Annotated in this window: 19 protein-coding genes; 1 reads left to right on the forward strand and 18 read right to left on the reverse strand. The window is 72.1% G+C overall.

Translation table 11 applies throughout. From position 1 onward, the window contains the following. Window positions 1-59: 59 nt before the first annotated feature. The 9 genes from SPOPO_RS0107075 to SPOPO_RS0107115 are packed head-to-tail and all read right to left on the reverse strand — an operon-like array spanning window position 60 to window position 8734. A complete protein-coding gene (locus tag SPOPO_RS0107075; RefSeq protein WP_156869655.1) occupies window positions 60-788 on the reverse strand; it encodes an NUDIX hydrolase N-terminal domain-containing protein in 729 nt (242 codons plus the stop codon). Further along, a complete protein-coding gene (locus tag SPOPO_RS28210; RefSeq protein ID WP_019874094.1) occupies window positions 785-1798 on the reverse strand; it encodes an alpha/beta hydrolase in 1014 nt (337 codons plus the stop codon). The genes SPOPO_RS0107075 and SPOPO_RS28210 overlap by 4 nt, the downstream gene beginning before the upstream one ends. Then, window positions 1795-3408 carry an AMP-binding protein gene (locus SPOPO_RS0107085; RefSeq protein ID WP_211210866.1) on the reverse strand — a complete coding sequence of 538 codons (1614 nt, stop codon included), beginning with the start codon at window positions 3406-3408 and terminating at the stop codon, window positions 1795-1797. Before SPOPO_RS0107085 ends, SPOPO_RS28210 begins: the two co-directional genes overlap by 4 nt. Next, window positions 3372-4448 carry an alpha/beta fold hydrolase gene (locus SPOPO_RS0107090; RefSeq protein ID WP_033384942.1) on the reverse strand — a complete coding sequence of 359 codons (1077 nt, stop codon included), beginning with the start codon at window positions 4446-4448 and terminating at the stop codon, window positions 3372-3374. The genes SPOPO_RS0107085 and SPOPO_RS0107090 overlap by 37 nt, the downstream gene beginning before the upstream one ends. Further along, window positions 4426-4737, reverse strand: a complete 312-nt coding sequence (locus tag SPOPO_RS28215; RefSeq protein WP_156869657.1) for a hypothetical protein — start codon at window positions 4735-4737, stop codon at window positions 4426-4428. The genes SPOPO_RS0107090 and SPOPO_RS28215 overlap by 23 nt, the downstream gene beginning before the upstream one ends. 50 nt (window positions 4738-4787) lie before the next feature. Then, the gene (locus SPOPO_RS0107100; RefSeq protein WP_019874098.1) at window positions 4788-5573 is read right to left on the reverse strand and encodes an SDR family NAD(P)-dependent oxidoreductase; all 786 of its coding nucleotides are present in this window, start codon (window positions 5571-5573) and stop codon (window positions 4788-4790) included. Window position 5574: 1 nt separating this feature from the next. Beyond that, entirely contained in the window at window positions 5575-6177 is a 603-nt protein-coding gene (locus SPOPO_RS0107105) for an NADPH-dependent FMN reductase (RefSeq protein ID WP_019874099.1), read from the reverse strand. Next, window positions 6174-8309 (reverse strand): AMP-binding protein, encoded by a 2136-nt coding sequence (locus SPOPO_RS28220; protein WP_019874100.1) that lies wholly within the window; start codon window positions 8307-8309, stop codon window positions 6174-6176. The genes SPOPO_RS0107105 and SPOPO_RS28220 overlap by 4 nt, the downstream gene beginning before the upstream one ends. Before the next feature lie 2 nt (window positions 8310-8311). Then, window positions 8312-8734 (reverse strand): nuclear transport factor 2 family protein, encoded by a 423-nt coding sequence (locus tag SPOPO_RS0107115; RefSeq protein ID WP_019874101.1) that lies wholly within the window; start codon window positions 8732-8734, stop codon window positions 8312-8314. A gap of 426 nt (window positions 8735-9160) precedes the next feature. On the opposite strand from SPOPO_RS0107115, the gene SPOPO_RS0107120 reads away from it, so the two are divergent. Next, entirely contained in the window at window positions 9161-11770 is a 2610-nt protein-coding gene (locus tag SPOPO_RS0107120) for a LuxR C-terminal-related transcriptional regulator (protein WP_019874102.1), read from the forward strand. On the opposite strand, the gene SPOPO_RS0107125 is transcribed toward SPOPO_RS0107120, so the two are convergent. The 9 genes from SPOPO_RS0107125 to SPOPO_RS0107160 all read right to left on the reverse strand — a co-directional run bounded on the left by SPOPO_RS0107125 (window position 11734) and on the right by SPOPO_RS0107160 (window position 20444). Further along, entirely contained in the window at window positions 11734-12234 is a 501-nt protein-coding gene (locus tag SPOPO_RS0107125) for a nuclear transport factor 2 family protein (protein WP_019874103.1), read from the reverse strand. The genes SPOPO_RS0107120 and SPOPO_RS0107125 overlap by 37 nt on opposite strands. Beyond that, window positions 12231-13244: an LLM class flavin-dependent oxidoreductase gene (locus SPOPO_RS0107130; protein ID WP_019874104.1), complete on the reverse strand. Its 1014-nt coding sequence runs from the start codon at window positions 13242-13244 to the stop codon at window positions 12231-12233. Before SPOPO_RS0107130 ends, SPOPO_RS0107125 begins: the two co-directional genes overlap by 4 nt. Before the next feature lie 106 nt (window positions 13245-13350). Then, on the reverse strand, window positions 13351-14541 hold the full coding sequence (locus SPOPO_RS0107135) for an acyl-CoA dehydrogenase family protein (RefSeq protein ID WP_019874105.1): 1191 nt from the start codon (window positions 14539-14541) through the stop codon (window positions 13351-13353). Between the two features lie 92 nt (window positions 14542-14633). Continuing rightward, a complete protein-coding gene (locus SPOPO_RS0107140; protein ID WP_019874106.1) occupies window positions 14634-16019 on the reverse strand; it encodes a hypothetical protein in 1386 nt (461 codons plus the stop codon). Beyond that, the gene (locus SPOPO_RS0107145; RefSeq protein ID WP_019874107.1) at window positions 16016-16717 is read right to left on the reverse strand and encodes an ABC transporter ATP-binding protein; all 702 of its coding nucleotides are present in this window, start codon (window positions 16715-16717) and stop codon (window positions 16016-16018) included. Before SPOPO_RS0107145 ends, SPOPO_RS0107140 begins: the two co-directional genes overlap by 4 nt. After that, on the reverse strand, window positions 16710-17522 hold the full coding sequence (locus tag SPOPO_RS32500) for an ABC transporter ATP-binding protein (RefSeq protein ID WP_051098299.1): 813 nt from the start codon (window positions 17520-17522) through the stop codon (window positions 16710-16712). Before SPOPO_RS32500 ends, SPOPO_RS0107145 begins: the two co-directional genes overlap by 8 nt. Further along, the gene (locus SPOPO_RS31925) at window positions 17519-19615 is read right to left on the reverse strand and encodes an ABC transporter permease (protein WP_169577168.1); all 2097 of its coding nucleotides are present in this window, start codon (window positions 19613-19615) and stop codon (window positions 17519-17521) included. Before SPOPO_RS31925 ends, SPOPO_RS32500 begins: the two co-directional genes overlap by 4 nt. Further along, the gene (locus SPOPO_RS0107155) at window positions 19612-20058 is read right to left on the reverse strand and encodes a hypothetical protein (protein WP_019874108.1); all 447 of its coding nucleotides are present in this window, start codon (window positions 20056-20058) and stop codon (window positions 19612-19614) included. The genes SPOPO_RS31925 and SPOPO_RS0107155 overlap by 4 nt, the downstream gene beginning before the upstream one ends. After that, window positions 20055-20444, reverse strand: a complete 390-nt coding sequence (locus tag SPOPO_RS0107160) for a hypothetical protein (RefSeq protein WP_245541699.1) — start codon at window positions 20442-20444, stop codon at window positions 20055-20057. Before SPOPO_RS0107160 ends, SPOPO_RS0107155 begins: the two co-directional genes overlap by 4 nt. Window positions 20445-20491 lie beyond the last annotated feature (47 nt).

A 20491-nucleotide genomic window follows, 5' to 3' on the forward strand; every position in this document is an offset into this window, starting at 1 on the left:
CAGTAGTCCAGCGGCCCCTGGGTGGGGCTCGAAGAACGACGTTCCCGGCCCGCCGACACCTACTCGAACAGGGCGGGCCGGTCCGGATCGGCGGCGTGGGCGAAGGCCTCGGCGAGGACGCGGGCCCGGGTCCGGTGCCCGCACAGCGGCGGGATCCGGTCGGAGGGGAAGAACCCGACGGCGTCGGTCTCGCCGTCCCCGCCAGGCACGCCGCCGGGCACCCCGCCGGCCCTCCCGCCGACGACCCGGCCCGCGAAGACCACCTGATAGGCGCTGAACGTCGAGCGCGGGTTGTGGCCGTCGAAGACGCCGACCAGCTTGGTGAGCTCCACCTCGAAGCCCGACTCCTCCCGGACCTCGCGGACGGCGGCCCGGGCCGGGGAGTCACCGACGTCGGCCCAACCCCCGGGCAGGCACCACCGGTCCGCCGCGACCTCGTGCACCAGCAGGACCCGGCCGGCTTCGTCGAAGATCGCCGCGCGGACGTCGACCTTCGGCGTCACGTACCCCTCGGTCGGGGCGTACAGCTCGGGCACCTCCACGACCGGACACGCGTGGAGCTCGGCGAACATCTCCTTCGCCATCGCCCCGAGTTCCGCGTAGCGGCGGACCTCGTGCGGATCGACGGCGGACGCCGCGCCGATCCGCGCCATCGCGTCGAGCCGACGCGCCCACTCGAGCCAGGGCGAAGCCGGCGGTTCCACCACCGCCAGCGGGGGCGAACCCGGCCGCCGCCTCCGCGACGGCACCGACGGCGGACCGATCCCGGTCGGGGCCAACGCACTCATGCGACTCCTCCGGTTCGACGAAGCGGCGCGGCGGCGGTCCGGTGCCCGAGCGTCGTCAGGGCCTCGCGCACCGCGTTCGGGGCCTCGTGGATCACGAGATGACCCACCCCGGGCAGTTCGACGTACTTGGCGCCGGGGATCAGCCGCGCCAGGCGCATTCCGTTGCCCACCGGCATCAGCGGGTCCCGGGTGCCGTGCAGCACGACGGTCGGGACTGCGATGTGCCCGCACCGATGGGCTCCGTGCCACCCGGCGACCGCCCGAATCTGCGCGAGGACCCCGGCGTAGGGCGTGGGCCGGCGCACCACCTGGTCGACGAGCTCGTCCAGCACCTCCGGGTGCGTCGCGGCGAAACCCGGGGCGGCGAGCACACTCCAGGTCGCGCGGACGTGGTCGGCCAGCGACTGGCCGGGGGCGGGCGGACGCATGGCGACCGCGAGGGTGTGGCGATCCCCGGGCACGTGCGCCGCCGCGGGCGGGCGGGTTCCGACGAGCACCAACCCGGTGACGAGGTCGGGGTGCCGCAGCGCGAGTTCCTGCGCGACCATCCCGCCCATCGAGAACCCGAGCACGATCGCCGACTCGACGCCGCCGGCGCGCAGCACCGCGGCGGCGTCGTCGGCGAGGTCGGCGACGGTGAACGGCGCGGGCGCACTCCGGGACCAACCCGCACCCCGGTTGTCCATGCGGAGAACGCGATGACGCTGCTCCAGATCGGCGAGCCAGTCCGAGGGCCAGAGCAGCCCGCTCGCGGTCCAGCCGTTGAGCAGCAGCAGCGGTTTCCCGCTCCCGCCGTCGTGCCAGTGCACGGGCGCGGACGCCCGGCCGAGCACGGCGGCGACCCCGCGCCGCGCGCCGTCGCCGGGTGCGCGGGCGCACCGCTCGACCCGGATGCCGAGGTCGACCAGGGCCGATCCGCCTCGGCGGTCGGCGGCGGGCGCGACGGCGAGGGCCGCCGCCGCCTGGGCACGTCGGACGGCGGTGCGCAGGGGGTTCCGGGAACTGGTCATGTCAGCTCGCTCCGCAGCACCTTGCCGGTGGCGTTGCGCGGCAGTTCCGCGACGAACGCCACCGTCCGGGGCACCTTGTAACTCGCCAGGCGGGTCCGCACGTGCTCGCGCAGATCCTCGCCGTCCACCGTCGCGCCCGGGCGGGGCACAACGAAAGCCTTCAGGGCCTGCCCGAAGCGCTCGTCGGGGACACCGACCACGACGACCTCGGCGACGTCGGGGTGCTGACCGAGCAGTTCCTCGACCTCCGCCGGGTACACGTTCTCCCCGCCGGAGACGATCATGTCGTCCTCCCGGCCGTCGATGTGGAGGTGCCCCGAGGGGTCGACATGGCCGAGGTCCCCGGTGGAGAGCAACCCGTGACGCGATTCCTTCTCCCCACCGTCGGAGTAGCCCTCGAAGCTCGACGCGCTGCCCACGAACACGCGGCCGGGAACTCCGGGCGGCAGCGGATCCCCGTCCTCGTCGAGCACCCGCACGCGGATCCCGGGCGCCGGTCGGCCCGCGGTCGTCGCGCACCGGCGCAGGTCGTCCGGCGTGGCGATGGTCGCCGTAGCGACCTCCGTCGAGCCGTAGACGTTGTAGAGCACCGGCCCGAACCGGTCGAGGATCTCCGTGGCGAGCCGGCCGGGCAACGCCGAACCACTGCAGGCGATGACACGCAGGGACGCCGTGTCGACGCTCGCGAGGACGCGGGAGTCCAGCGCGCAGATGGCCTGCATCATCACCGGCACGACGACGAGGCCGTCGGCCCGGAACTCCCCGACGTCCCGCAGAGTCTGTTCGGGATCGAACTGACGGCGGGTCACCACCGTTGCCGACAGCGCCAGCGCGATCGTCAGGTTCGCGAGTCCCCAGGCGTGGAAGAACGGAGCATTGATCACGAGCGTGTCCCGGACCCGCATCGGGATGCGCCCCAGCAGGGCCGTGGTCGCGGTGGCCGCCGCGCGGTCGGCGGCGCGGGGCGCTCCCTTGGGCCGGCCGGTCGTCCCGGAGGTGAGTATCACCAGCCGACCGGTCCGCTCCGGGGCCGGCAGGCGGCCGGTGGGCGCGTCCCGGATCAACGCGGGCAGCTCACCGGCGGGAATGACCGTCGGCCCGGACGACGGCGTCACGCGGTCGGCGGCGTCGTCGTCGCAGATCAGCAGGGTCACCTGCTCGGCCTCGACCACCTCGGCCAGTTGGGGCGCGGCCGACCCGGTGTTGAGGAACACGAGGTCGGCGCCGAGCATCGCCCCGCCGAGCATCGTGACCGCGAAGCGGGACGAGTTCCGCATCAGGATCCCGATGCGGTCGTCCGGCCCGACGCCCCGCGCCCGCAGCGCGCGCGCCAGCGCCGTCGAGTCCGCCCAGAGTTGCGCGTGGGTGACGGCACCCTCGTCGTCGACGATCGCGACCGCATGCGGGTAGCGCGCGGTCCCGGCCGCCACCGCCCCCAGCATCGTGCTCCCGTGCGGGAGCATCGCGAGCAGCGCCCGGAGTGGACGGTCGGGGCGCTCGCCGAGACGCGTGTTGACCCGGGCCAGGGTCAGCGCGCCGCGCACCTGATCGATCATCGCTCCGGCCGGCCCCATCACGTGCTCCGGGCCGGGTCGGGTTCGGCCAGCCACGCCAGCATCGCGGGGATGCCGTGCTTCTTCGCCTGGCGGCCGACGAACAGCCCGGCGTGGCCGGCGGGCAGGCGGACGTTGTCGACGGGGCGTCCGAGCGCCTCGGCGAGCGGGGCGGTGGCCGCCGGCGGGACGAGATTGTCACGCTCCCCCACCACGCTGAGCACGCGCGCGGGGATCGCTCCGAGCGACACGTCCCGGCCACCCAGGGGGAACGATCCGGAGCGGAGCCGGTCGCCGCGGACCATCAACTCGACCATCTGCTCGAACGCCGCGCCGGGAAAGGGGATGTGCGCGCTGGACCAGCCGACGAACGCCTGGTGCGCCGCGGCGCTCTCGTCGTGCGCGAGGCTCTGCCAGAGGTTGGCGTACGTGACGATGTCGCCGGTGGGCTGGCTCATGCGGAAGCCGCTGAGGATCAGCGAGGCGGGCACGTTGCCGGTCTCGTCGAGCAGGTCGGCGGGTTCGAGCTGGTGCTGCTGGAGCAGGGTCGCGAGCGGTCCCAGGTGCGTGAAGTCCACCGGGGTGGCGAGAGCGACCAGACTCCCGACGGGGAGGTCGGGCCGCGCCGCCAGCGTGAGCAGCGAGAGCACCGCGCCCAGGCAGTAGCCAAGGAGGTCGACGCGGGGCGCCCCGGTGCGTTCGTGCACCACCTGGACCGCCAGCGGGAGGTACTCCAGGCAGTACGTCTCCAGCGTGTTGCCCGCCTCCACCGGACCGGGGATCCCCCAGTCCAGGAGGTAGACGTCGTGCCCGGCCGCGAGGAAGTCCTCGACGAGGCTGCTGCCCGGCCGCAGGTCGAAGACGTAGGACTGGGTGACAAGGCTGTGGACCACCAGTACCGGGCTCCGCGATCCGCGGCCCTGATAGTGATGGAGCGTCACGTTGTCACGGCTCCAGACCGTCCGGCGCGGGGTGTGTCCGACCGGTCCCATCGGCACGCCACCCAGGTGCCGGAGCCCGTTGTGGGCGCGGGTCCTCAGGCGATCGAGGTCGCCCCGTACCCGGTCGAGGGCGTCAGTGGGGCTCAACGACAACATGCCCACTCCTGGCCGGCGTCTCCAGCTGCTTCGCCAGCTCGCGCACCTCGCGCTCGAGGGAGGCGATGGACCGCAGCAGCCGATTGATGTCGCTGCCGGCCGGCAGGTTCAGCAGGTGCAGGCCCTGGCGCGACATGCGCTCGGCCCGGGCCGCCAGTCCCCGTCGGGTGCGGGCCACCACCGCGACCGAGAGCGCGAAGGTCTCGTTCCGGACGACGTGGCCGGCGACCGGGGAGAGCGCTCCCTCCACCGCGTCGACACCACGTCGCCACGTGGGCTTACCTGCCACCGTGCACCCTCCTTCAAAGTCGATCGGGTCGGGACGACCGCGCGCGGCGGTCAGAGGGCGGTCAGGCCGCCGTCGACCGTCAGCGCAGTTCCGGTCACGTAGGCCGACGCCGGGCTCGCGAGGAACAGCAGCGCCGAGTCGAGTTCGGCCTGTAGACCGAAGCGGCGGAGCATCGTGTTGCCCTCGATCACCGGCGTGAGCCGGTCGGTGTCACCCTCGGTCATCTCGGTGATGACGTAACCGGGGCACAGCGCGTTGACGCGGATGCCCTTGCGCGCCGACCACTGCTGCGCCAGGTCCCGCGTCAGACCGAGGAGCCCAGCCTTGCTCGCCGTGTACGCCGCCTGGGGGAAGCGCGGGGCCACGAGCGCGAGGACGCTCGCGACGTTCACGATCGCCGACCCCGGGAGCATGACGCGCGCGCACGCCTGCGCCATCAGGAACGACCCGACGAGGTTGACGTCCAGCACCTGCCGGAACGCCTCGGGCGACTCGCGGGTGGCGGGGACCGCCCCGCCGACGCCGGCGTTGTTCACCAGCACGTCGACCCGCCCGAACTGCGCGACGGCGGTCTCGACAAGCTCCGCGCACGCGGCGGCATCGCTGACGTCGGTGACCTGCGGAACCACCACGGCGCCCGTGCCCCGCAGGTCTTCCGCCAGCGCCTTGAGGCGATCCTCCCGGCGGGCGGCCAGCACGATCCGGCCGCCCACGGCCGCGACCGCGCGAGCGAACCCGGCACCGAGGCCGGAACTGGCGCCGGTGATGACGACCACCCGGCCGTCCAGGCGGAACGCCGCGAGCGGATCGGCCACCTCGGAGAAGGACGCGGTCATCTCACACCTCGCCGACGAGCGCCAGGTCGCGGACCCGACCGCCCTGGCGCAGCGTCGCGAACTCGACGACCTGGCGTGCGACGGTCTCGAGGCCGAAACGGGCGCGCTCGTCGCAGCAGGACCCGTCGTCCGCGAAGACCTTCTCGCTCGCGTTGATCGTCGCCCCGAAGGGGCTCGGCCAGCCGCGCAGCGCATGCACGGCGGTCCGCATTCCCTGCAGGGTCGAGACCGTGGCCTGCCACCCGTAGGACACCGCGATGCAACCCACGGGCACTCCGTCGAGGTACACCCGGTCGTCGCGGTTGGTGTCCTCGAGGTAGTCGAGGGCGTTCTTGATCATCCCCGACACCGAGCCGTGGTAGCCCGGGGAGGCGATGATCAGCGCGTCGGCCGCCCGGACCGCCGCGACGAACCGTTCCGCCGCCGGCGTGCGGGCGGCCGTCTCTGTGTCGTAGATCGGGAGCATCAGTTCCCGACTGACGATCAGGTCGACGACGGCACCGGCCTCCTCGGCCGCGGCCGCGCTGACGCGCACGGCCTTCTCGGCGCTGGAGTTCGGTCGCGTCGACCCGCCGATGCAGAGCACCCGCACACGGCCGGTCATGTCGGCACCTTCGTGGCGGCGTCGTAGTACCGGGCGCGGACGATCGTGCGGCCGCGGTAGGTGTAGCGCAGGAACCAGTCGTCGCCCCCGGCCTCCGGGGAGTCCGCCCAACGGAAAGATGCGAGCACCTCGGAGTCCCCGACCGCCCGCAGTGACGTCCACACCGTCGGCCGATGGATCTTCTCGAAGAAACGGGTGATCTCGGCCTTGCCGGTGATGAGCGGGCCGTCGTCGTCGCGGTCGGCCTGGGGAGCGAGCACCGCATCGTCGGCGAAGGCCGCCATGAAACCGGCGACGTCGCCGGCGTTCCAGACCTCGTCGACGCTGCGCCGCAGGTGCTCCACGGGGTCGAACCCATCCCCGGGTGTGCCCTCGTAGAGGCGGGCGATCTCCGTCGCGTACTTCTCCGCGATCGGCTTGCGCCGCAGCTTCGAGGTCGGCGTCAGCTCGTCCCCGCCCGGCATCCAGTCGACGCCCAGGACCAGGTGCCGCCGGATCTGCTCCGGGCGCGCCAGACGGGCGTTGGCGCGTTCGACGCCCTCGGCGATCGCCTCGAGCACGGCGGGCTCGGCCGCCAGCGCCGCCGTCCCCGTGACGTCCAGCCCGGCCTTCTTCGCGAAGGCCGCGACACCGTCCGGGTCGAGCACGAGCAGCGCGACGTTGTAGGGCCGGTTGTCGCCGATGGCCACGGCGTGCCCGATCAGCTGACTGGCGCTCTTGAGCTCCGCCTCGATGTTCGTCGGCGACATGTTCTTGCCGGTCGAGCTGATGATCAGCTCCTTCTTGCGGTCGACGATCGTGAGGTAGCCGTCCTCGTCGAGCGTGCCGACGTCGCCGGTGCGGTACCAACCGTCGGCGTCCATCGCCGCCGCGGTCTGGTCCGGCTCCCGGTAACCGCGCATGAGCAACCGGCCCCGCACGAGGACCTCGCCGTCCGGGTCCAGCCGCAGCTCCACGCCCGGAACGGGCAGGCCCACCGATCCGAGCTTGGGCGCCGACGGCGGGTTCGCGGTCGCGATCGGCAGCTCGGACATGCCCCAGACCTCGCACACCGGCATACCGAGGGCGTGGAAGAACTCCAGCACCGGCACGGGGATCGGCGAGGCACCGACGACGAACTGCTCGGCCCGATCGAGACCGAGGGACGCGCGGACGGGCCCGAACACGGCCGCGTCGAGGCGCTCGTAAGCGGCCTGCAGCTCGGGATCGACCGAGCCGGCCCGGGCCGCGGCGGCGTACCGCAGCCCCACCTCGAGGGCGGCGTGCTGCTCCGGGGTGAACCCGGCGAGCAGGGCGGCCCGGAACTTCTCGTAGACGCGCGGCACCGCGACCCAGAAGGTCGGCCGCACGTCGACCAGGTGCGCGCCGAGCTCCTTGATGTCGGGAACACAGGTGATCGTGTGCCCGAAACACATGTGCTGGTACTGGCCGAGCAGCCGGTCGGCGATGTGCGCGGCGGGCAGCCAGGACAGGATCCGCCCGCCGGGCGTGATGTCGAAGACCTGGTGCAGGCCGGCCCACTCGGCCAGCAGCCCGCGGTGCGTCACCTGCACGCACTTGGGCGGACCGGTCGTGCCGGAGGTGTAGATCAGCGTGGCCAGGTCCTCCGGCTCCACCGCACGCCAGCGCTCCTCGAAGTCCGGCTCCGGACCGCCGCACTCGAGCTCGGCCAGGCTGCCCGGCCCGGTCGAGTCGACGACGACGACGTGCTCGAGCCCGGTGGCGTCGCGCAGGACGTCCGCGGTGGCGGCGAACGCGGACTCGGTGATGAGGACCCGGGCCCCCGAGTCGCGCAGGATGTGCGCGAGCTGCTCCCGGGCCGCGGAGTTGTACAGGGAGAAGGGCACCGCGCCCAGGTGCATGATCGCCGCGTCGACGACGTGGAACTCCGGCCGGTTGCTCAGCAGGATCGCCACGGCTTCGCCGCGCCCGACACCGAGGCGGGACAGGCCGCCCGCGGCGGCGGCGACCCGGTCCGCGTACTGACGCCACGTCAGCGACACGGCGTCACCCTGAAGCCGGATGGCGACCTGGTTCCCGCGCTCGGCGGCGGTCACCTGGAAGGCCTCACACAGCGTCGCGGCCGACAGAGCCCGGATCTCCCGGGGCGCGTTGCCCACTCCCTTCGTCATGACTACTCCTGAAGCCCGGTCGCGTCCCAGAACTCCTCGAAGTTCCGTGGACAAACCTCGGCCATCCGGTAGATCTTCCCGTCCTTGAACCGGACGAGGATTCCGATCTCCGTGTCGAGCTCGTTCTCGCCGTACTTGCGGTAGACCCGGTTGACGGTGGAGACGATGTCGTCACCGATCGGGGTCGCGGACACGACCTCGTCACGCACGCCGTCGAGCTTCCCGACGACGCCGAAGGCGGCGAGGGCGTCGGACTTGGTCAGGATCCGCTGGTTGCCGCCGTGCAGCGTCCAGGTGCAGATCGTGATGTCGTCGTGCCAGAGGTCGAGCATGACGCTGAAGTCGCCCTTGGCGGCGGCCTCGTAGGCGCCGACGATCGCGTCGATGTTCGCTTGCTGAGTCGGAGTAACCGAAACGGTGGTCACGACTCTCCTTTCGGGGAGCGATTCGAGGGAAGGGCCGGGGGGCGGCGCCAGGGAGAAGGCGAGGACAGGCAGCGGAATCACCGTCGAGCTCCTCTCGGGACCGACATCCACGTCCCTGATGTGGTGTCGCAGCAGCACATTGCTCGACGGCCGGAGGTCGCCAACAGCGTGGAGACCCGTGAGCGGCGCGGGCGGGTGGCACGGCCCACCCGGCACCGGAATCACCCCTCCCACCTGGGCATTTGTGGTCGCCAACACCACCCGCACCCGGGGGTCAGCGCAGATGTGCCCGGTTGACCCCACCCCCGGGACCCGGCGCGACGACCAGCGCCGATCCCTTGACCCCTACGCCGGACGGGCCAAGACTGACCCTTCACAACCTGGGCACGCCGTACCGGGCGTACCGACGGGAGGGCGACGCGCGTCGTGGACACCGACCTCTGGCACGAAATCCGGGACCGCCACGCGGGCGGTTCGGCGATCAAGGCGATCGCGCGCGACCTCGGCATCGCTCGCAACACGGTCCGGCGGGCGCTGGCGTGCGACTCGCCCCCGGTGCGGTCGGCGCGGGCGGCGACCGGCTCGATCGCGGACCGGTTCGAGCCGCTGATCCTCGCCGAACTCGCGACCGACCCTGATCTGACGGTCAGTGAGATCGCCGCGCGCATCGGCTGGACGCGCTCGGCCACGGTGCTGAAGGACCGGGTGCGCGCCCTGCGGCCCGTCGCGAATCGACTCGACGGCGCCGAGGCACCCGTGCCGCACGGTCTGCCGATCGATCTCACGACGTTCGTGGGACGCGAACCGGAGATCTCCGGGGTCTGCGCCGCGCTCCGCTCCGGCCGGCTGGTGACGCTCACCGGCCCGGGCGGCGTGGGCAAGACCCGGGTCGCGACCCGCGCGGCGGCCGAGGCGGCGCCCTGGTTCGCCAACGGAGTACACCTGATCGAACTCGCCGCACTGCGGGAGGAGCGACTCCTCGCGCAGACGCTCGTCGACGGTCTCGGGCTCGCCGACCGGGGCGGGACGGTCGACCCGCTGTGCGCGCTGGCCGAGTACGTGCGCGAGAAGCAGATGCTGCTCGTCCTCGACAACTGCGAGCACCTGCGGGAGACCGCCGCGGAACTCGTGACGTCGATGCTCCACGAGTCCCCCGGCCTGCGGGTGCTCACCACCAGCCGGCAGGCGCTGGGCGTCCCCGGCGAGCGCATCGTCGCGGTGCCCCCGCTCCCGCTCCCGGAGCTCGGTCCGGGTGCGACCGGGCCCGAGTCCGCGGCCGTCGAGCTGTTCTGCGACCGCGCCGCCGCGGTCGTACCCGACTTCGCGCTCACGCCGAAGAACCGGGCGGACGTGGTCGCGCTGTGCCGGCAGCTGGACGGGCTCCCGCTGGCGATCGAGTTGGCGGCCGCCCGGCTCCGGGTGCTCTCGCTGCGGGACCTGCTGGCCCGCCTCGAAGGGCACCTGGGCCTGCTGGCCGACCGGGGCCGCGCCACGGACGAGCGGCACCGGACGATCGAGGCCACGATGGCCTGGAGCTTCGACCTGTGTTCCCCGGCCGAGCAGGCGCTGTGGTCGCGGGCCGCGGTCTTCGCCGGCTCGTTCGACCTGGACGCGGCGATCAAGGTCTGCGCCGACGACCAGCTGCCGCCGGACTCCGTCCTCGATCACGTCGCCGCGCTGGTCGACAAGTCGATTCTGCTCTCCGAGGATTCCGAGGGCAGCGTCCGGTTCCGGATGCTGGAGACCGTGCGCCAGTTCGGCCTCCAGCAGTTGACGGAGGATCAGCTCCGCTGCCTACGCAGCCGGCACTGCCGGTGGTACGCCGACCTGACCGCGCGGCTGGCCCGGGAGTGGTTCGGACCCGACCAGTCGCTCTGGCGGAGCCGGATGCGCCGCGAGCACGCCAACCTGCGCACGGCGGCCGAGTTCGGCGTGGCCGAACCGAGCTGTGGCGACACCGCCCTGCGCCTGCTCGGTGTCCCCTGGTTCCTCTGGGCCGTGCCCTTCTCGCTCATCGAGCACCGGCACTGGCTCGACCGACTGCTGGCGGCGACCGACCCCGACTCGGCGGGGCGGGCACCGGCCCTGGCGACCGCGGGCATCGTCGCGGCCCTCCAGGGTGACCACGAGTCCGCCCAGGCCCGGCTCGACGAGGCCGACCGCGCGCTGGCCCGGCGTCCGGACCCGGTCTGGGCCACGTTCACCGAGCACGTCCGCGGTATGTCCACGTTCTTCCGGGGCGACCTCGACTCGGCCCTCACCCTGCTGGCGTCCGTCGCCGACCGCTACCGGACCACCGGCGCGCCGGCCTCGATGCCCGCCGCCCTCGCCGTGCACCTCGGCCTGCTGCACCTGATGCGGGGAGAACTCGACGACGCCGACGCCGCCCTGGATCCCGCGTACGAGCAGTGCGTCGCGCACGGCGAGCTGTGGTTCCGGTCCTACGTCATGGACACGCGCGGTTTCGTCGCGCTGGCCCGCAACGACCTGGCGACCGCCGCCCGCTGCGCCAAGGAGGCCCTCGCGCTCAACGAGGGTTTCGACGACACCATCGGCCTCAGCCTCAGCCTCGACCTCCTCGCCTGGACCGAGGCGTCCGACGGTCAGTCGGAGCGCGCGGCGGTCCTGCTCGGTTCGGCGTCCGCGATGTGGCGGTCGTTCGGCCATCAGCTGTACGGGTCGTCCGACTGGCAGGCCCGTCGCGAGGAGTACGAGCGGCGGGCCCGGATCGACCTCGGCGCCCCGGCCTACGAGATGGCGCACCGGCACGGCGCGAGCCTCAACCGCGGGGAGGTGCTGCGCTACGCCCTCCACCGCGTCCGGCCGGCCCGGCTGCCCGCCACGGTCAGCGTCCTGACCCCACGGGAACTCGAGGTGGCGCGCTACGTCGCCCGTGGGGCCTCGAACCGTGAGATCGCGGACGCCCTGGTGCTCTCGCCGCGGACCGTGGAGGGTCACATCGGCCGGATCCTGACCAAGCTGGACTTCACCAGCCGGATTCAGCTCGCAGTCTGGGTCGAGCGCCACGCCCCCTGAGCCAGCGAGAGCACGTAGGCTCCCCCGCGCTTCGTCCCGCGCGGGGGAATCGAGCCCATCTGCTCCAGCATGCGCACGATGTCGTACGCGGCCCGGTACTCGGCGAGCAACCCGTCCTGGAAGCGCAGGAAGATGTCGCAGCCACCGCTCTCGTACCGCCCGGAGCCACCGAGCTTCGGCGGCGCGCTGCCGGTCTGTCGGTAGAACACCACCCCCTGCCGGCCGTCGGCGGAGAAGAAGCGCTGTCGTTCGGCGAACCGGACGTCGGGCATCGCCTCCCAGATCGCGTCGGTGTACGTCCGCAACTCGTCACGGCCGCGGACGACATCGGGCCAGAACGTGCGGTCGTCCCACACGATCTCGGGGTGCGTGATGTCGAGCACCCGCTGGGTGTCGTGGGAGTTCCACGCGGACATCCACCGGTCCGCGTAGTCGTTCAGGAACGCCAACCGGTCGTCGCTCACGCCTTCTCCTCCGCGGGGGCGAGCCGGCTCCGCAGCTCCGGCAGGATCTTGGCGCTGATGTACTCCAGCCGTTCGTTGGCGCTCGCGCTCGGTTCGCCCGGCAGGAACCCGAAGAAGTGCAGGTCCTGGATCTGGGGGAACTGCTCGACGAGCCCCACGATCTCCTCGATCGCCCTGGTGCCCTCGACGCACTGCCAGAGTCCGCCTCCCAGCAGCTCGTCCCGGTGGTTGAAGCGGGAGGGGAAGGCGCCCCAGTCCGCGTAGGTGTTCATCATGTAGAGCGCGTGGTCCCCGACCCGGGCCCACTCGCGTTCGGGGTCGTCCGCGATGACCAGCCAGACCGGCATCCCCTCGATCACTCCGTCGGTCGGCGCCATCCCGGCTCGGGCGAGACCGGCCGCGTACTCCTCGAGGTTGGAGGGCCACGCCCCCATGAACCCGTCGCCGAGCGCGATCGCCCGGTCGATGGCGGCCGGCGCCATCCCGCCCAGGCCGATGCGCGGCGGAGTCGTTGGCACCGGCGTCACCTTGGCGTCCTTGAGCTGGAACCGGCGGCCGTCGTAGGAGAAGGTCTCACCGGTGAAGGCCCGACGCAGGATCTCCACCGTCTCGGTCACGAGGCTGGGCCGGTTCCGCGGGTTGACCCCGAAGGCGTCGAACTCCCGCTGGACGTACCCGCCGCCGAGGCCGAGGGTGAATCGCCCCTCGGTGAGCATCGCGACGGTGGCGGCGTCCTCGGCGAGCCGGAGCGGGTGCCCGAACGGCGCGACCGCGAGGTCCGTCCCGTAGTGCAAGCCAGGCGCCCGCTGGGACAGCGCACCGATCATCGGCAACGGCGAGGGAAGGTAACCGTCGTCGGTGCAGTGATGCTCCGTCAGCCAGATCGACTCGTACCCCCAGTCCCGCAGCAGGTCGACCTGATCGAGCACCTCCTGGTACCGCTGCTCGAACGTTTGGCCGACCCGGTTGGGGTCGCGCCGGAAGTCGTAGTACACGCCGAACTGCACCATGAGAGAGCATCCTTACCGGACGAGAGAGCGGATGTTCGCCCGACCACGGAGGGCAGGAGTGGGGGCGGGGCCGCTCCGTACGTCGACGGAGCCGGCCCCGCGAGGATCAGCGGACGCGCCCCTGGCCGTACGTCGTCATGATCGGACCGGCGGCGTCGACCATCGTCATCGGGTCGACGAGCAGGTGCTGGGTCGCGATCGCGGCGTCGCGGGTGGCGCGGCCGAGCGCGGTCGGGTTGCGGAAGGACTGGCTGCCGCCCCAGCGGTGCGCGAAGTTCGTCACGGTCGCGGCCACCTCCTGGACCCAGGTGATCGCCTGGCGGAGCCGCGCCATCTGAAGCTCCGTCACGGCGTTGCCCTCGTTGATCCAGTCCTCGGCCTCGCGGTAGACCTCGTAGACGTACGCCCGGGCGGCGCGGTACAGCGCCTCCGCCCTGGCGAACTCCAGCCGGAACAGGTCGGAGTCGCCGACGACGGTCGGGTAGCCGAGGCGACCCTTCACCGTCGCGACCATGACGATCTCGTCGAGCGCCCGGCGCGCGATGCCGAGCGCGACCGGGGCGTGGCCGCCGACACCGATGCCGACGAGCCCGAACCGGTAGACCGGCTCCGGCCGGACCGGGGTGGTCGAGAACGTGTTGAAGGCGTGCCGCTCCGGGATGAAGACCTCGGTCAGGCCGTAGTCGTAGGACCCCGTGCCGACCAGGCCCCAGACGTTCCAGTTGCCCCGGAACTCCACCTTGTCCCGCGGGACGAAGGCGGTCCGGACCACCGGCTGGCCGTCGTCGCCGGTCTCCGGGTTGCCGTCGGCATCGTGAACGACGAAGCCGGCGCCGATCCACGAGGCGTGGGCCGAGCCGCTCGCGAACTGGTAGTTGCCGGTCACCAGGTAACCGCCGTCGACGCGCTTGCCCTTCCCGGTCGGCAGGATCATGCCGGCGGTGATGCCCGGCAGCTCGCGGTCCCCGAAGATCTCGCGGGCGCCGTCGTCGGCGAGGAAGCCGGCCGCGAGCGAGGTGCTCAGGCTGTTGGCCATGAAGGCCCAGCCGGTCGAGCCGTCGGCGCGGGACAGCTCCTCGATCACCTCGAGGCTCTGCACCAGCGACAGGCCCTCCCCGTTGAGCTCCTCGGGCACCAGCATCCAGAACAGGCGCTCCTCCACCAGCGCGTCGTAGACGGGCTTGGTGATGGTGGCCTGGTCCTCGATGTCGTTGGCTTCGATCTCGACGACCTCGGCGACGCGGCGGGCGCGCTCGAGGTGATCCTGACGGGTCTTCGGTTCCATGGTCGCGGTCATGATGTGCCTCCTGCTAGCGGGAACGGACTGTGGTCTGTGGTTGGGCGGACGCTGAGCCGGCGTCGGCGCTGACGTCGGGAGAACGGCTTCGGTCATCCGCGCCCCCGGCCGGCGTAGACCCGTACGGCCTGAGCCCCCACGGCGGCGGCGACGGCCACGGCGGCGAGCGCGAGATAAGCGCTGCCGAGGTCGCTGGTTCCCTCGGGGAGGATCGACGCGGCGGTCGCCGGGAGGAACTGCTGGACCGGCAACCCGTCGGCGACGGCGGAGCCGGCCCCGGCCAGCAGGCTCGCCGACGGCAGGGCCCCGGCGGCGGTGCCGGCCAGGTCGATGCCCGGCGCCACCGCGGCCGGCCCGGTCAGGCCGACGCCGGCCTCGGCCGCCGGCGTCGTGCTGGCGGTCGAGGCCGCGGCGGGCGTCCCGACTCCCCCGGCCGTGCCGCCGACCGAGCTGCTGACGGCGGTCAGGTGGACGCGGCCGATGGTCAGCGTCTCGGTCGTGGTGCCCCGGTCCGAGGTGTTGGTCAGGACGACCCGCAGCGCGCCGGACGTGAGACCGGCGACCTCCTTCTTCGAGTCGGGCGTCGGGCCGGTACTCGTGCTCGAGTCGGTGTAGGTGTAGGACGTCGGCAGGTACGACAGGCTGATGCCCGCCGGTTCGAGCGCGGCGTTGATCGCGTCGAGGTTCTCAGTCGTAATCGGAGTCGGCTCGGTGCCGAGCGCGCCGAGCCCAGCGCTGGTCAGTCCGGAGTGCAGACCCGTGAAGGTGATCGTGCCGAGGTCGGTGCTCACCGTGGGGACGGCATTGCCGAGCCCGTCGTCGGTGAGGGTGGCCCGGGTCGAGACGTTGGCGATGTCGATGATGCCGTCGAAGGTCAGGGCGTGCGCCCCGGCCGCGGCCGAGGAGAGCACCCCGTCCTCGCCGGCCGTGGTCGTGGCGTGGGCGAAGAGGTTGTTCTCCTTCGACGTCGCCGCCTGGCCACCCAGGCCGACCCGGCCGGTGGACGAGCCCGGCTCCGCGGTCGCGGTGATGTCGTATCCACCGGCGTTCTGGGCCGCGCTGGGAGCGACGGGGTCCTTGGCCACGACGTAGCCCGGGAAGGTGGGAACGGTCGGGAAACCGAACCCGAAGCTGCTGGACGCGATGCCGTTGCCGGTGCTGGGCAGCGAGTAGATCAACGGCGAGTACGGGGCACCGGCGTCGGCGACGCTCTCGCCGTTGCTGGTCAGCCGCGAGGCGGCGCCGTAGGTGCCGACCACGAACGGGATGCCGAGCGGGATGCCCGGGTCGTTGGTCGTGGAGTCGAGCGCGACGGCCTCGGCGGTGAGGTTGTAGACGTTGGGAGCGGCGGCGTTCGCCGTACCCCCCAGTGCGAGGGCACCGGCGCCGGTGGCCAGCACGGCCGCGGTCGCCAGGCCGGTGGCCCGGCGGAGTCGGATGCGCCTGAAGGGGCCGTGGCCGCAAAGGTGGAAGGTCATGATGCGAGGCCTCCGAGGTATGAGTGCGCGATGGTTTCTTCGCTGATTTCGGTGGGTTCGCCGACGTAGCTCAGGCGGCCCCGGTCGAGGATGTAGACGTAGTCGGCGAGGTCGAGGGCCTGCGCGACGTACTGCTCGACGATGAGCAGCGCCAGGCCGGTGCTCGCGAGGTGCCGGAGGCGGTCGAAGATCTCCTCGACGATCTTGGGCGCGAGACCCATCGAGACCTCGTCGAGGAGGACGACCTTCGGGTTGGCGACGTAGGCGCGGGCGATCGCGAGCATCTGCTGCTCGCCGCCGGACATGGTGCCCGCACGCTGGTCGAGCCGCTCGCCGAGGCGCGGGAACGCGGTGACCGCGATGTCCAAAGCGGTGCGCCGGTCGACCCCGCGCGGGGCCTGCAGCCGGATGTTGTCGGCCACGCTGAGCGAGGGGAACACCCCGCGCCCCTCGGGGACGTGACACAGGCCGTGCCGGGCGAACCGCTCGGAGGGTTTGCCGGTCAGGTCGGCGCCGTCGAGCACCACCCGGCCCGCGGTCGGCCGCAACTGCCCGGACGCCGTGCGCAGGAGGGTGGTCTTGCCGGCACCGTTGGCCCCGAGCAGGGCGACGACGGACCCGGTCGGCACCTTGAGGGTGACGTTGCGCAGCACCAGTCCGGTGTCGTAGCCGGCGGAGACGTTCTGCAGCTCAAGCATCGGCGAGCACCTCCTCCGCGACCTCGCCACCGAGATAGGCCGCGCGCACGACCTCGGAGGTCATGGCCTCCGACGTCGGTCCGGACCAGATCCGCCGGCCGAAGTCCAGGACGTAGACGTCCGTGCTGACGTCGGCGATCAGCGCCATGTCGTGTTCGACGAGCAGCACGCCGATACCGGTCTCGGCCACGTGCCGGGTCAGGACCGCACCGAACTCCTCGGTCTCGTGCACGTCCAGGCCCGAGGACGGCTCGTCGAGGAGCAGGAACCGGAACGGGCTCGCGATGGCCCGGGCCAGCTCCACGAGGCGGCGTTGCCCGGTGGACAGGTCACGCACGCGCCGGGTGGCGACGTTCTCCAGCCCGCACCGGGAGATCGCCTCCCGGGCGCGCCGGGCGATCTCGCGACGTTCGGAGGAGGGCGCGAAGAACTGACCCCACGGGCGCCGCGAGGAGAACACCGCTTCCGGACCCATCGAGACGTTCTGAACGACCGTCATGGAGTCGAAGAGCTCCATGCGCTGGAACGTGCGTCCCAGCCCCGCCGCGGCCCGCGCGGGCGTGGGCATCCGGTCCAGGCGCTGCTCGCCCAGCCAGACCCGGCCCGTCGAGGCCTTGACGACGCCGGTGCACGCGTTGAAGGTCGTGGTCTTCCCGGCGCCGTTCGGCCCGATCAGGGCGGTGATCGTGCCCGCCCGGGCATGCAGCGACAGGTTCCCGACGGCCGTGAGGCCACCGAAGCGGACCGTCAGTTCTTCGACGCGCAGGTCCGGCATGGCCGTCCGCGCGTGCTGCGATCTGGTCATCGTGTTCCCACCAGGACCTTTCCTCCGTCGGTCTCCGAGCCCGCGTCCGGCGTACGCGCCGCGGTCCGGGACTCCTCCCAGCGGGTGGCGGCCGGCGAGCGGTTCGCCCGCTGGGCACCCCGCTGCGGCAGCGCCGGCATACGGATCCCCGGCCAGAGCGCCACCGCGAGGGCGAACAGACCGAAGAAGACGCCGCGGTAGTCCGTCAGAAACTGCGAGTCCATCGGCGGGTAGATCTTGATGACCGCGAACAGGAACGCGGCGAGGATCGGGCCGAGGACCGGGCGCCGCCCGCAGAACACCAGGACGGTGATCAGCGCGAGGGAGTTGAAGTACCCGAACGGACCGGAGGCGTTGCCGCCGGCGCCGGAGTTGGCGCCGCCGATGATCACCCCGCCGACCGCGGCGATGACCGCGGACAGGCAGAACACCGACATTCGCGTGACCTTCGTCCGCACGCCGTGGGCGTCCAGCGCCGCGGGCGAGTCGGCCAGCGCCTGCAGGATGCGCCCCAGGCGCGACCGGCGGACCCCGAGCACGAGGGCGACCATCAATCCGGCGATCGCGAGGGCCAGGTAGTAGAAGCCCTGGTCGTCCTGGGTGTCGAACAGACCCAGGTCGGGCCGGACGATCGGCTCGTGGTCGTCGAGGCCGAACATCCAGCCCGACGGGTACAGCAGGTTCTGCGCGAGCAGACCGAACGCGAAGGTGGCGACGGCGAGATAGACGCCCGAGAGACGGAAGGACGGGATCGCCACCAGCGCACCCGCCGGCAGCGCGGCCAGCGCGGCGATCAGCAGGCACCACAGCCACGGCACGCCGCTCTGCTGTGCGTGGGAGAACGCCGCGGCGCCGATGGCCGCGAATGCCATGTGGCACAGGGAGATCTGGCCTGAGGACCACAGCAGGAGCGCGAGCGAGACCAGGACGACCGCGAAACCGACACCGACCGTGAACTGGTTCAGGTCCACCGAGGGAACCAGATGCGGCACAGCGAGGAACCCGACGGTCGTGGCGACCGCGAGAACGACGGTGACGCGGGGTGAGAACTGCGCGATCGGGGGCAGCTTGCGCACCCGCTTCCCGCCCCGTTCGATCAGGCGCGCCTTGGGCACGAACAGCAGCGCCGCAACCAGCGCGATGAACGGCACCTGCGTGTACAGGCGGTTCACGAAGCTGCTGTCCACGGCGGCGAGCTCGATCGAGAGCACGTTGGTCGCGATGCCGATCCCGATCGCCGCGATGAAGGTGACCGGCAGGTTGTCGAAGGCACCGAGCGCGGCTGCGCCGAACGCGGTGATGTACAGCAGCAGCATCAGGTTGATGTCGATACCGAGCACCGGGGCGATCAGCATGCCCGACATCGACACGAAGCAGGAGCCGATCGCCCAGGCGTAGCGGCGGATCGTGGCCGGGCTCGTGCCCTGCGAGGCCAGCAGCTCCGGGTCGTCCACCAGGGCCTGCATGGCGGCGCCGACGCGGCTGCGACGGAAGAACAGCGACAGCGCGATGGTGGCGGCGAGTGCGAGGACGGTGACGAGAATCTGGGACGCCAGGACCGTGGTTCCGCCGATGTCGACCTGCTTCTGCGACAGGAACGGCGGGAACTGCAGCGTGGGCGTGCCGTAGATGCCGGTGAGCAGGGACTGCAGCAGCACGATCAGACCGATCGTGGCGACGACCTTCATGATCGCCGGCGCCTCTTCGAGCCAGAAGGCCATGCGCTCGAGGAGGAAGGCGCCACCGAGCCCGACGAGGACCAGGGCCAGGACGAAAGCGATCGGCCAGGGCAGGCCGGCGTCCATGCGGAAGGAGTAGAAGACGTAGGCCGACGCGGCGGCCTGGGCGCCGATGGCGAAGTTGAAGATCCCCGACGTCTTGAAGGTCAGGACCAGCCCGAGGGCCGCCAGGGAGTAGATCGCGCCGTCGGAGATCCCGGTGAGCACGTACGGTTCCAGATTCCGCGCGGCGACGATCGGGGCGCCCAGCAGGACGCAGAGGACCGTACCGGCGATCCACCAACCGGTGTAGCCGAGCTTGCGGACCGTGGAGGTCAGGCCCTCGGTCTTCAGGGTGGTCAGCGTCGCGTTCACGGCTCGCACCACCCGCACGGCTCACGGCCGGCCTCGAGCTGGTCGGCGCGCGAGGTCGCGACCCAGCTCCGGCCCTGCGTCATCGGGCACTCCGGCCGGTGGTAGAGGCGTTCGGCCCCCACGAACAGGTCCGGACCCACACCGGCCTCAGTCGCCTCACGCGCGGTCAGCCGCGCGTCGTCGCCGAGCAGGACGCGGCGGCGGGTGTCCACCGCGCGCCGACCGCCGACGAACCACAGCACGTAGCTCGCGCAGACGAGGGCGAGGCCGAGGACGGCGAGGTTGAAGGGGGCGATCTGGGAGTCGAAGGCGCCCTCGTCGGCGACCCGGTACCAGCCGATGGCCCAGACCGCGCAGCCGAGCACCACCAGCAGCGCCGTCCGGATCGCCGCCGCGCGCGTCCAGGGCGCCGGCGGCCCGAGCCCCAGACGCGTCGCGTTCACGAGGGGCTCCCGGCCACGGCCCGGGCCCGCTCGTCCGTCGGACGGCCGTTGGTGACGTCCAGCGGGGCGGTCGCGGCGGCACTGCGGCGCGTGGCCTGCTCCAGGCCCGCGGTCCCGCACTCGCGGATGGCCTGTTCGATGCGGTCGAGCTTGTGCCACTCGTCGCGCAGGTCCGCGGACAGCCACAGGATGCCGGCGGTGGCGATCAGGAAGAGCCCACCGAGGCCGGCCCCCGCCAGGTATGGCAGTTGCTTGGCGGTGTAGGCCGTGTTGCTGACTCCGACCCACCCCACGAGCAGGGTGATCGCCCCCGCCACCAGGCAGGTCCACGCACCGGCGCGGTCCCACTGGACGCGGATCCAGCTCACAACGTCATTGGTCCCCACGGTTACTCCTGGGTTCGAAGGGGTGCGGCTCCGAGGGCGGGCGGTGC

Source organism: Sporichthya polymorpha DSM 43042 (assembly GCF_000384115.1).
GTDB classification, from domain to species: Bacteria; Actinomycetota; Actinomycetes; order Sporichthyales; family Sporichthyaceae; genus Sporichthya; species Sporichthya polymorpha.